The organism is Chryseobacterium sp. D764 (assembly GCF_019317325.1).
In the GTDB taxonomy this organism is placed as follows: Bacteria; Bacteroidota; Bacteroidia; order Flavobacteriales; family Weeksellaceae; genus Chryseobacterium.
In genome coordinates this window covers 1,670,668-1,684,225 of the sequence record NZ_CP079219.1, presented here as the reverse complement: position 1 = coordinate 1,684,225, position 13,558 = coordinate 1,670,668, and the positions used below count along the sequence as shown (strand labels likewise).

Sequence of the window (13,558 nt, the reverse complement as noted above, 5' to 3'; positions counted from 1 at the left end):
ATGGAACCAAAATTTCATACGTTACTTTGATGTTACTAATGTAAGTTACTGCGAAGTTACCACTATTTTTTTAATAAAAGATACAAAAACGAACTATTATTAGTTACTTTGTGTAACAATTATAAAATATAAATTTAAATATGAGCACATCATCATTATTTAAACCGTTTCAATACAAAAATTTACAGCTTAAAAATAGAATCGTAATGGCTCCTATGACCAGAGCACAGTCTGACAATGGAGTTCCAACTCAGAATATTGCAGACTATTATGGGAGAAGGGCCGCTTCAGAAGTAGGATTGATTCTTTCCGAAGGAACTGTGATCAACAGACCGGGATCAAAAAACATGCAGCATATTCCTGATTTCTATGGTACAGAAGCTTTAAACGGCTGGAAAAACGTAATAGATACCGTACATCAGAATGGAGGTAAAATGGGCCCTCAGATCTGGCATGTAGGAGATACAAGAATGTCCGAGGATTATCCTTTAGTTTCAATGGAAAAGGCTTCAACAATGACCATTGAAGATATTCAGGATACCATTGCACAGTTTGCAGCATCTGCAAAATCAGCAAAAGACCTTGGTTTCGACTGTATTGAAATTCATGGAGCTCACGGTTATCTGATCGACCAATTTTTCTGGGAGGTGACTAATACAAGAACAGATGAATATGGCGGTAAAACATTAAAGGAAAGAAGTAGATTTGCTGTGGAAGTTGTAAAGGCTATCAGAGCAGCAGTAGGAGATGATTTTACCATTATCATCCGTCTTTCACAATGGAAGCAGCAGGATTATAAAACCAGACTGGCATTCACTCCAAATGAAATGGAAGAGTGGTTGTTACCTTTAAAAGAAGCTGGTGTAGATATTTTCCACTGTTCGCAGCGTCGTTTCTGGGAATCTGAATTTGAAGGTTCTGATTTAAACTTTGCGGGATGGGCTAAAAAAATTACAGGACAGCCAACTATTACAGTAGGTTCTGTAGGTTTGAACGGAGATTTTCTTAACGCTTTTGCAGGACAGGGAACAGAAAAGACAGATCTTACGGAGCTGATCAGAAGACTTGATAATGAAGAATTCGATCTTGTTGCGGTAGGAAGAGCCATTTTGCAGGATCATCAATGGGTACAGAAGATCAAAGATGGAAACACTGAAGCTCTTTTGGATTTTTCAGCAGAAAGTATGGGCGTTTTATTTTAATATCAATAACGAATAGTGAATTTACTTCGCTGTCAATTTTTTACAGCATAATTTATTGACCTGCAAAGTTAATTTGACCATTCAACCTGATATTAAATCAGCATAATTCACTTTATTTTATATTTAATTTTCACCTATTTATTAAAGAACCCGATTTCAGAATTTCTGAAATCGGGTTCTTATTTGTTTTATAAACAACTTCTAAAGGCTTTGAAGGTCATTTTATAAGAATCTGCATCCTGTTGCAGCTGGTTCGCATGACCAGTAGGCAGGAACTCCATTTTCAGCTTTGTGGCGGCAGGCAACAGTATCTCCTTCACACTGTGGTGCATTTCCTCCGATGATGTTTTTTAATGTCGATTTTGTTAATTTCTTTAGATTTTTCATGTTAATTAATTTGTTGATTCATACAAATATAATATTTTTTGTAAATCAAACAGTATTTTACACTAAAATGGGAAATATATTTTTTCAAAGATTATTTTTTAAAACAAACCCGCTTCCGGAATTTCCGAAAGCGGGTTTTAACAGATTTAAATATCTAAAACTGCCTTTAAACCGGCAGAAATGATTTCTTTATCTTATAAACCAATATTCTTAGTTGGTTTCAATTGTTTTAAGATGCTTTTCGGGATTGCATTTTTGTGAACAAGGATCGCTGTTGATTTGTATTCAACATAAGGTCTTGTTACATAAAGATATCCGGCGAAATCATTGGTTACTCCCCATGAATTTTTCACCATATAATATTCTTTACCCGTTTGATCTTTTGCCAAACCTACGATATGCATACCATGATCATCCGTTGTAGAAAGGTTATTAAGTGCTTTCTGACGCATATCTTCAGTGATTGTTTTATCTTTTTTAGGCTCTGTAAATAAAGTTTGCTTATTCTCTGCAGTGATCTGATCAAGCTCCATATCCGGAACATAAGCTACACCATTTTTGTAAGAGAAATAAGGCTCAGAAACGTCAGTTGCCCAGCCTACAGAATATCCTTTCGTTACTGCATTGTCGATGATCGCTGTAAGATCTTTCATTGGAACATTCCAATCAGAATCGTGGCTCCAGTTATCAGGAATCGGAACTACAAATTTCTCATAATATGCATAATCTTTATAAGAAGATAATTCTACATAATCTTCAGCATTGATTCCCACTACTTCCTTTGCAAATGTTTTCGGAGTGTAATTCTTCCCTTCATATGTGAAGTTAGCAGGTACTTTTCCTAAATATTCATCAAGAATAGCATCTACAGAATCCATCCAGTTATCTGTAAGTTTTCCTTTTGAAGAAGCTTGAACAAGACTGTCAAGAACAGGCTTCAGTTTCCCCTGCATTTCCTTGAAGTTATTCGTAGTTTGTCCGGCTTTTAATCCTGTGTACACATCCTGAGGAACTGCTCCATACTTTTTGTACATATTGATTACGTCGTGAAGTTCTCCTCCGTCACCCCAGCTGATTGCGCCATTATTCAAAACATATAATTTCGCTTTATCATGATAAGAGTTTCTCGCTGTAAAAATCTCAGCAAGATCTACAGGTTTTTTGCCCATTCTCTGCATTTCAGATTCAAGGAAAGAATTACCTGAATAGCTCCAGCAAGTTCCTGATGAACCCTGGTTCTTTACAGAAGTTGCACCAACGTCTTTTAACGTTGTGAACTGAAAATTAGCATTTTGTGATTGGTTGTTTTTTAACTTGTTGATTAAGTCATCTTGGGCAAACATCATACTTCCTGCAGACAAAACAAAAAGTAATGATGCAATTTTGGCATTTTTCATTACTATAAAAAGATTATTTATATTAAGAGTCGTTGATAATAAAGATTTGTTACAGATGGAAAAGTTAAATTTGAAATGAAAAAAAAATATTAAATGGCTTATTTTAAAATTTGTTTTTTCGATATTTTAATAAAAAAGTTGACCATGTTTCCAACCCCAGCAAAAGTTTCTGCATCTATAATAATATAACTCCTGACTATGGAACAAGAATTATTATTGGAATGCCAGCGTAACGACCGCAATGCACAGCGGAAGGTTTACGAGAAAATGGCGGGCAGGCTTTACGCAGTCTGCAGACGCTATTTGAAAAACGATGAAGATATAGAAGAAGTATTGGCAGATACGTTCTATAAAATCTTCACGAAAATTACCCAGCTTCAAAATGCTCAAACCTTTGAAGCATGGGCCAGAAAAATTGCGGTGAACGAATGCCTGCAGAAATTAAGATCTAGTAAGGGATTGTTGATTTCTCTTGAAGAAAATTTCATGGATACTTCTGAAGGAACCACAGAGAACCTTTCCCTTGAAAAAGATATTCTGAGTTTACTGAATTTTCTTCCCGAAGGCTGCAGAGCGATCTTTAATCTTTTCGCTATTGAAGGATATCCTCATAAAGAAATAGCCGCAATGCTTTCCATCAGTGAAGGTACTTCAAAATCACAGCTCAATTTTGCAAGAAAAAAGCTGCAGGAACTTTTAGTGAATCAAAACATTTAAACTTTTACAATAATGGAAAATAATCATATAGATCAACAATTCAATGAAGCATCCAAGCTTTCAGAAGAGCCAACTGTTTTTCCTGGTTTTGAAAAAGTATGGGGGAAAATTGAAGAGAAATTAGATAAAAAAGAAGAAAAAAAGAGAACAATTCCTATTTGGCTGCCATATGGTATTGCCGCAAGTTTGATAATTGGTTTGGGAGCTTTTTACTTTATGAATAATAAAGAGACTGCAGAACCTGTAATCGCAGAGAATACAACTTTAAGAGGTCCGGTTACAAAGACAGATATTTCAAAAATAGATAGTACTATAAAGAATAATATTCAAAAAGAAAAAAAGATTATTAAACCTGCAGAAAATCTGGCTGTCAATCCGGAACCTATTAAATACTCTGTGAAAGTTCCGCCACTTCCGCCTTTGCCACTTCCAGTACCTTCAGATCATATCTATCAACCGGTAATCTCTGAGTACCGTATGGAAAGAGAACAAAATGTATATGCTGATAGAAATACAAATTATATTCCTACCGGCCAGCGAAAAGATACCAATCAGACTAAAAGTATTGAAGAGGTTGTAGTAATGGGATATTCAAAGGCAGTTAAAAGAAATTATGCAACAACATCCAGTACAATAACAAGTAGTTCTGTCAGTAATCTACCACAGTCCACCACTTATTCATCATTACAGGGAAGTGCTCAGGGCTTGCAGATAAGCACTTCATCGGGTAATAAAAATGTAGTTAACAGCATTAATCAAGGATTTCTTAGTAACAATAACCCGATCCTGATCAGAGGAGCAGCTTCTGTTTCACCAGAAAATAACCCTTTATACGTAGTTAACGGAATATTGACAAAAGCTGATGACTTCAGAAATTTAGATCCTAACAAAATTGACAGCATGCAGATTCTGAAGGGCAGTTCTGCTACAGCAATTTATGGAAGTAAGGGGGTAAATGGAGTAATTGTGGTAATAACCAAAGACCTTTCAAGAAGGGAAAGAAAAAAGTTGAAGAAACTTCAGGAAGAAATTAATAAACAACAACAGATTTCACCAGTTACTCAAAATAATGAGAGCTATGATGCCTTTGTTGAAAATCCTTTTGAGCTCACCCGCAGTCAGCCTTTATCTACGTTTTCTATTGATGTTGATAATGCCTCTTATTCGAACGTAAGAAGGATGATCAATAACGGACAGGGAGTTGATGGAAATGCAGTAAGAATAGAAGAAATGGTTAATTATTTTAAATATGACTATCCACAGCCTAAAAATGGAGAGCCTTTCTCAATAAATACCGAATACAATGATTCGCCATGGAATCCAAAGCATAAATTACTTAAAATAGGACTTCAGGGAAAAAATATCCCCATGGATCATCTGCCAGCATCAAACCTTGTTTTTCTTATTGATGTTTCAGGTTCAATGGATGCGGATAACAAATTGCCCCTGTTGAAGTCTTCCTTTAAAGTTCTGCTGAATCAGCTCAGACCCAAAGATAAAGTGGGAATTGTAGTATATGCAGGAAGTGCAGGAATGGTTCTGCCCCCTACGTCAGCAGGGGAAAAAGATAAGATTATAGAAGCTTTGGATCATCTTCAGGCAGGAGGAAGTACCGCAGGAGGAGCAGGAATTGAACTGGCCTATAAACTGGCACAGGAAAACTTTGTGAAGGACGGTAACAATCGTGTTATTATTGCAACAGACGGGGATTTCAACGTAGGAATGTCTTCAACTTCAGATCTTAAAACGTTGATTGAAGATAAAAGAAAATCAGGAGTCTTTTTAACATGTTTAGGTTTTGGAATGGGTAATTATAAAGACAATACTCTGGAAACTCTTGCAGATAAAGGAAATGGGAATTACGCCTATATTGATAATATGCAGGAGGCGAATAAGTTTCTGGGAAAAGAATTTGCAGGAAGTATGTACGCCATAGCCAAAGATGTAAAGATCCAGATTGAATTTAATCCTGAATACGTAAAATCATACCGCCTGATTGGTTATGAAAACAGAAAATTGAAAAATGAAGACTTTGTAAATGATAAAATAGATGCCGGAGAATTGGGAAGCGGACATACTGTTACGGCTTTGTATGAAGTGATTCCGACAGATGTAAAATCAGACTTTACTCCTAAAGACAGTGATCTGAAATATACTCATAATACCTCATCGAAAGAATTTGGAGATGAACTGGCTACAATAAAATTCCGTTATAAAAAGCCTGATGGAAATACCAGCCGTGAAATCAGCCAGATTGTTAAAAACGTTGATAACAGAATATCTTCTGCCAGTCCGGATTTTAAATTTGCTTCTTCAGTAGCATGGTTTGGATTGGTACTAAGAAATTCTGAACTGATTACCAAAAAAGATCTTTCAGAGATTGAAAATCTGGCCCAGCAAGGCAAAAATAAAGATGAAGAAGGCTATCGTTCAGAGTTTATAAGATTGATAGAAAGTTATAAAACAATTAAAAAATAATTTGTAAAAAAGAAATTTCCCCGGAAATTTCTTTTTTTATATTTTTAAGCATACTAATAACTGATGAAAAAGAATTATCTGCTGTTACTGCCATTTACCATTACTGTATTACAGGCACAAAATTCACAATTATACTATTCCGGAAAATTTTTAACACCTAAAGATAAAACACAGAATTTTTTAAAGATTCATAATAAAAACAGTGGTATTTATGAACTGACCGATGAGGAAGGATTTGCAATCATTGCTGCCAAACCTTATGACACACTCGTTTGGAATCAAGGCAAGAATACTCATGTTATTTCTACCTATGAGCTCAGGGAATTAAAAGTCATTCTGGAAAGTCAGACAGGCAATAAAAATGTAGAAAATATTTACAGTAAAACATATGACAGTTTGGTTTCAAAGGAAATTAAAGATGATTTCAGTATTGAAAAAACAAAGACCCGTTTAAGTAAAAGATCACACTCTTATTTTGATCAGATAAGAAGATTAAAGCAAAGGAATGATAGTGTTTATATTGTAAAAAGACTCAATCGGAAAACATTACTTTTTAACGGAAGTTTTACCACATCATTAGATATTAAAAACAGGAATGCTATTCCGGGAACTCAAAGCAAATATGTACAGGGAAGATCAGAAAACGGAAGTCTTGTCTGGAAAGGACCTGAAACCAATGAGATGTTCAGTTTCGGACCCGATATTTCTACATTAGGATTTAATGGATTACCTTATGAATATGATCAGAATGGAAAATTAATCCCCTGGGTTGATGGTCTTCAGCGCGCGCAGAAATATGACAACAATATTTTTAAAACAACAGTAGGATACAACAATCAGTTGAACGTAAATGCTTTTATAAAAGATGGGTACAATGAAAAAATCCGTTTGTCGTTGAACCTTGGCCAGCAGAAAAACCAAATGTATTTTATCGATCAGTTTGATATCGCCAATTCCTTTAAAGCCAAGCTTAATACGGAACTAAGTGGATATTCCATTAATCTTGCTTTTAATTACGAAGAAGATAAAGCCACCAATACCAATAGGATAGGGCTGTTCAACAAAGCTTATCAGAATTCATTGTTAACACCCGTTTCTTTTTCAAATGAACAACATACTTTCCTAAACAATGGTTTTCAGAGAAGTTACAGCAAATATGCTGACAATCCCTCATTCCTTTTTGAGCAGGAAAGCAAATATAGTTATCAAAACCGCGAAAGATGGTTTAGCCTTAATATAATAAAAGACTGGGATCATCTTAAACTGAATATCAGCCAGTCCTATGAAAGTAACAACATCTGGAATTTTGATCAGTACAAACCTTCTGCTTATGGTTTTAGCAATGGAGTATTGAATGAAAGAACTCAAAACAGCAGTTCATACCATTCCAATATACTGGGTTCCTATACATTGGGAGATTATAATTTTAAAAATATTTTCAGCCTGAATTTTATTTTAAATGATAAAAAATCGGATGTTTATAACAGTTTTATCAATCAGAAATACCTCTATCAGAGAACTTCGCAGGATCATATTTTTAATTATAATATGGATATCCGGGATTATGATTTTGAAGCAGGTTTAAATCTTGGAAATTCATTTTACATTTCGAATACATCGCTTAAAAATAACTATTGGCTTCCCAAAGCTAATTTCTATGTGAGATTCAATAACATTTTCGATTGGTATAATTACAGTTTTAAAATACTGGGAAGTTACACACAGCTAAGCTCAGAGCCGGAAATTACAAGATCATACGCTTCTTATGCCACCACTTTATTGAATGCAAAAAACTACAATCAATATTTCCCGGTACAGGAAGTGGAAAGCTTCAAAGGTTTATCCAATATCAATACCAGAGAATCGAAGGTGGGAACTAGGTTTAACTTTGGTTATAATGTAAGTTTGGAAGGAGAATATTTCAACAGAAAGAATATAAATGATATATTTCCTGTTTTTGAAAATAATCAACTGAAATTAAAGAACATAGCTGACCATACATACAGTGGATATGAATTCAGTTTTACCTATGACAGGCTTCGCCTTGGGTACGATATATTTACAACCCATAAAGTCTCATTTTTCAAATATAAAGATATTGTAGACCGTATCTCTCCCGGATATCAGAATCTGGCTGTTTCAGGATTTAAAGACATTTATAAAACCCTTACTGAAGGACAGGTTTTGGGTGCTGTCATGGGAAGCTATTTTGAAAGAAATGCTGACAGGCAATTGATTATTGATGAGTCTGGATTCCCCAAAAAAGCAGAAGGAATGAAAATTATCGCAGATCCTACACCAGATTTCGTGATGAAATTTACCCATAGTTTTGCCTATAAAAACTTTTCCTTAGATATCAATTGGGAATGGAAAAAAGGCGGACAGCTCTGGAATGGAACACAGGCAGTTCTTGACTATTATGGCCGTTCTTCTGAATCGGGAGAAGACAGAAATATCAAAAACTATGTTTTTCAGGGCGTGCAGGCCAATGGAACAGGAAACCAGATTCCTGTAGATTTCTATGATCCCAACCTGAATGTACAGGAAAACCGGTGGTCCAGATATGGTTACCTTGGCGTGGCAGAAAACTATATTCAAAAGGCAGATTATATAAGAATCAGCAATATTTCACTGTCTTCCAGTTTTCCAATCAACTATGGAAAACAGAATCTTAAACTTACTTTTTATGTGAATAATCTAATGCTTTGGCAGGCCAGTAAAGGAGCAGATCCCAATCAGAATTTTTATGATATGGATAACGGAAGAGGACTTGATTTTTTCAACCTTCCCTCTTTTAAAACATTTGGATGTATTGTTTCACTCAAATTTTAACCCATGAATTTCAAGTTTATATCACCCTATATCATCTTGCTGAGCTTATTCTTTTCAACCTTTTCTTTGAAAGCACAGCATTCATTTCAGGACTTTGAAAAGGAAAAAACGTACATTCAGACCAACCATGTTTTTTATAAACCTGGTGAGGGAATGTATTTTAAAATATACGTTGTAAAAGGAAAAAACAATCTTCCGGTGGAAGACAGTAGAATTGTTAATTTTGAAATTATTGATCCCGCAGGAAGCGTTTTGAAAAAAATGAAATATGAAATTACCAATGGATATGCCCAGGGGTATTTCTATTTTGATGAAGACATGAAAGGCGGAATTTATAAGATCAGAGCCTTTACCAACTGGATGCAGAATGAAGAAGGAAAAAATACCTTCGAGAAAGAAATTACCCTCCAGAAAATAGTTTCCCCAAGAATATTAATGAAGCTGGATTTTCCTAAAAAAGGATATGGCCCGGGAGATGAGGTAACAGCCGACTTTTCAATGAGAAGTCTGAGCAACCTTCCGATTCCCTTTTATGAAGCGGATTATACGGTAATGACCAACGGGGAAACTGTCTCAGAAGGGAAACTCATCACCAATAAAGAAGGTAAAAATCAATTGATTTTCAAGCTCCCTGAAGTTCTGAAATCATCTGATGCACTGTTGAATATTAAAGTGAATTTTGATGGATTTACAGAATCTATTTCCAGAAATATTCCGGTTGTTCTGAATAATCTTGATGTAAAGTTTTTACCTGAAGGAGGGACTTTTATCAATGGAATAGAACAAAATATAGCCTTTAAAATTCTTGATGAATTTGAAAAACCTGTAGATGCTGTCCTGGCTGTTTACAATCAGAATCATGAAAAGGTAAAAGAAATTTCAGCCTACAATTTCGGGATGGCAAGCTTTCGTTTTACTCCTAAAAAGGAAGAATCCTATTATGCAAAAGTTAGTAAGCCGGAAAATATAAACCAAACTTTCAATTTCCCGGCGGCAAAAGATGAAGGTTTGGTTTTAAATATTCAGAATGAAAACAGAAAAATAATTTTCACCATCATTTCAACTCAGGAAAAACAGATTACCCTGAAGGGAAATTTCCGCGGAAAAGAATTGTATACTAAAGATATTCTTTTAAAAAAAGGCAGCAATTCATTTGAAATTGATGAAAAAGACTTCCCGATAGGAATCTGCCGATTTACCGTTCTTGAGAATAATATCCCTCTTGCAGAACGTATTGTTTTTACCAATAAAGAGAATCGATTAAATATAAAAATTAAGCCTGTAAAACAACATTACCTGCCACGGGAAAAAGTAATGCTGGATATCGAAACTACTGATGAAAATAACAGACCTATTCCTGCCAACCTTGGATTGAGCGTAGTGGATGATAAATTATGGACATACGCTGATGACAAGCAGAATCATATCATTTCCTGGCTTCTGATGGACTCTGAGTTGAAAGGGAAAATTGAAAAGCCACAGTTTTATTTCGATAAAAAAGAAGAAAAAGCGGATAAAAGCTTAGATCTTGTGATGCTCACAAACGGTTACAGATATTTCGACCTCATCCCGGAAGTTTTAAAAACCAATAAATACAAATACCTTCCTGAAAAGAAAAACACAATTTATGGAGTGGTGGAAGACGAAAACAAAAAACCGGTGAAAGCAGATGTTTTCCTTTTGAATACGGATAATAAAAAAATTCTTAAACAAGCCGCTGCAGAAAATGGACGTTTTTATTTTTCAGACCTGAACGCAGACAATTCATATAAAATGATAGCCAGATCTTCTCAGCCTAAACATCAGTTGAAAATCAGAATATTGTCTTATAATCTGGATATTAACCCTTTAGTGGAACAGAAGCTTTCTAATATTGATGTAGAAGAAATCGTAAAAGAAGCTGAAAGAAAAGAAGTAATAAAGACAGAAAACAAAAATAATACCCAAACATTGAGCAAACCCGGTCGGTCAAAAACTGATACTATTCAGAATAAAAGGATTGAAGAAGTTGTGGTTTTAGGATACAGTTTGAGAAGAGATAAAGCCGCGGTTACTTCTACAACAATAATGTCTTCGATGGAAATTCAGAATCCTAATGTAACGTCATTACTAAGCGGAAAAGTCGCCGGGTTAATAATTACACCAGCGGGACAGTCCGGAGCCAGTTCACAGATAAGAATACGGGGAGAAGCATCCATTACCAATAAGAACCCATTGTTCATTGTAGACGGTACTCCTGTTGAAAACTTCAATACTACCATAAATCCGAATGATATCAATAGTATCACCGTCCTCAAAGATGCAGCCGCTACAGCTATTTATGGAAGCAGGGCAGTGAATGGAGTAGTGATTGTAAATTCATACAAAAACAGCAGTTCAAAGATCAATTTTGATATTACCCCGAAATCTTATATTGCTGTTGAAACGCTACCACAAGGAAGACTTATATCATACGCAGGATCAAGAGAATTTGCTTATCCGGAATATAAAACCACCAATACATCCTACCGTTTCGATTACAGAGAAGCGCTTTATTGGAATCCGGTGGTAGAAACCGATAAAAATGGGAAAGCAAAAGTGGAATTTTATAATTCGGATGCCAACTCCACTTTTAGAATTATGACAGAAGGTATTGCAGCATCAGGACTTGTAGGAAATGATGAAACTACGTATGCTGCACAGAGCCTTATCTCAATAGATGCTAAAATTCCACAATATCTGACAAGAACAGATCAGATGACGATTCCTGTTGTGATTAAAAATAATTCTTCGGAACTAAGGAAAATAACTATGGATGTTATTGTTCCCAATCATGTAAAACTAATCGGCTCTGACAGTTTAATTACCCTGAAACCATTGGAATCAGGAAGATTATTTGTCAAAATACAGACCGATGAGATCGTGGATTCCAATATTCAGTTTACCCTAAGATCCGGAGACTTCAGGGAAACGATGATTCTTCCGTTTAAAGTAGAAGAGAAAGGATTCCCACATAAGTTTTCCATCATCAATAACAAAACGGAAGATATCAGAATCAATATTCCGGAGTATATCAACGGAAGTCTGTATTCCTCATATTATGTATTTGAAAACGCTGCTTTACAGATGTTTGCAGATATTGAACAACTGAAGAGAGAGCCTCATGGCTGCTTTGAACAGCTTTCCTCAACAGTCTACCCAAACATTTTTATTCTGGATTATTTAAAATCAGAGAAAAAAATAGATACTGCAACGGAGAATATGGTGATTAAAAACCTGAAAAAAGGGTTTCAGAAAATGCTGAGTTATAAAAACAGAGACGGAGGTTTCGGATATTTCAGCAGCGGAGAATCAGATGTGGCACTTTCTGCATTTGCGTTACTGGAATTTACGGATTTAAAAAAATATGTAAACCCGGATGCCATGCTTATTCAAGGACTTTCCTCATTTATTTTATCCCAAAAGAATGCAAACGGATTATTTGAAGTAAGAAAACCCTATGAATTAAGAAAAGATTTCTCCGAATATTCCTGGTCAAGAAATATGTATGTGGTATATGCTTTATCCAAACTGGGTTTTAAAAATGAAATAGAAGACACCTTTGCTATAATGATGAAAAGAGCTTTAGTCACAAAAGATTCTTATCAGCTTGCTTTGCTTGCCAATGCTGCCGCTCATCTGGGAAAACAACAGGAGTATGATCATCTGATAAAGCTTCTGGACCAGCAGTATGAAACGAAAAATATAAAATCTAAAATCACTTTTACAGGTTCATGGGGACTGTCTGCCGATGCGGAAACCCTTTCATTATATATCATGGCACTTCAGAAAGATGAAAAACTGAATCAGTTGAAGATTGCAGAAGCTGCTGATCAGCTTATTAATTTCAATGGATATTTCGGGTTCGGTTCTACTCAGGCAACAACGCTGGCCATACAGGCTTTGTCCGAGTTTTTCTCTAAAAATGGACAGTTATATGGAGCTGAAAGACCGGTTATCACCATCAATAAAGCAAGTACTTATCCTAATATCAGTCTTTCATCAGCATATAAGGCCGGAGAAAATAAGATCAGTATTCATTATCCAACCAAAAATGGACTGCCTTATCAATTAGAATATCAGTATTATACTCTTCAGGCCCCGGAAAGTAAAGATATTCCTGTTATAATGGAAACAAAACTAAAATCTGCGGTATCCAAAGTAGGTGAGACCAACAGAATGACGGTTACCGTTAAAAATAAAATCAACGGCCAGCTGCCAATGACTATAGCGAAGATCGGTATTCCTGCAGGCCTGACCCTACAAAATGCCTTGCTGAAAGATCTGATTGATAAAAAACAGATTTCTTACTATGAAATCTTTGACAATTATCTGGTACTTTACTGGGAACATTTCAATGCAGAGGAAACAAAAACCATCAATCTGGATCTCAAAGTGGAATTTGCAGGAATTTATACTGGTAAATCAAGCAATGTGTATCTCTATTATATGCCGGAAGCAAAGCATTGGAATCAGGGGATAACGGCTATTATTGAGCCTTAACCTTAATTTTTTATAAATTAATTT

7 protein-coding genes are annotated in these 13,558 nt (G+C 35.4%); 5 read left to right on the top strand and 2 right to left on the bottom strand.

Annotated features, from left to right (window positions below):
• Window positions 1-140: 140 nt before the first annotated feature.
• Window positions 141-1,202, top strand: a complete 1,062-nt coding sequence (locus tag KYG33_RS07535; RefSeq protein WP_219072983.1) for an NADH:flavin oxidoreductase — start codon at window positions 141-143, stop codon at window positions 1,200-1,202.
• A gap of 222 nt (window positions 1,203-1,424) precedes the next feature.
• Here KYG33_RS07535 and KYG33_RS07530 read toward each other — a convergent pair whose 3' ends face one another.
• Window positions 1,425-1,589, bottom strand: a complete 165-nt coding sequence (locus KYG33_RS07530; RefSeq protein ID WP_157885757.1) for a bacteriocin-like protein — start codon at window positions 1,587-1,589, stop codon at window positions 1,425-1,427.
• 194 nt (window positions 1,590-1,783) lie between these two features.
• The gene (locus KYG33_RS07525; protein ID WP_077418604.1) at window positions 1,784-2,986 is read right to left on the bottom strand and encodes an aminopeptidase C; all 1,203 of its coding nucleotides are present in this window, start codon (window positions 2,984-2,986) and stop codon (window positions 1,784-1,786) included.
• A gap of 198 nt (window positions 2,987-3,184) precedes the next feature.
• Between KYG33_RS07525 and KYG33_RS07520 the strand changes: the two genes are divergently transcribed.
• From KYG33_RS07520 to KYG33_RS07505, 4 genes are all read left to right on the top strand, one after another.
• The gene (locus KYG33_RS07520) at window positions 3,185-3,703 is read left to right on the top strand and encodes an RNA polymerase sigma factor (protein ID WP_219072982.1); all 519 of its coding nucleotides are present in this window, start codon (window positions 3,185-3,187) and stop codon (window positions 3,701-3,703) included.
• 12 nt (window positions 3,704-3,715) lie between these two features.
• Window positions 3,716-6,181 (top strand): vWA domain-containing protein, encoded by a 2,466-nt coding sequence (locus KYG33_RS07515; protein ID WP_219072981.1) that lies wholly within the window; start codon window positions 3,716-3,718, stop codon window positions 6,179-6,181.
• Window positions 6,182-6,244: 63 nt separating this feature from the next.
• Entirely contained in the window at window positions 6,245-9,013 is a 2,769-nt protein-coding gene (locus KYG33_RS07510) for a hypothetical protein (RefSeq protein ID WP_219072980.1), read from the top strand.
• A 3-nt stretch (window positions 9,014-9,016) separates the two neighbouring features.
• Window positions 9,017-13,534: a TonB-dependent receptor plug domain-containing protein gene (locus KYG33_RS07505; protein WP_219072979.1), complete on the top strand. Its 4,518-nt coding sequence runs from the start codon at window positions 9,017-9,019 to the stop codon at window positions 13,532-13,534.
• The last annotated feature ends 24 nt before the right edge of the window (window positions 13,535-13,558 follow it).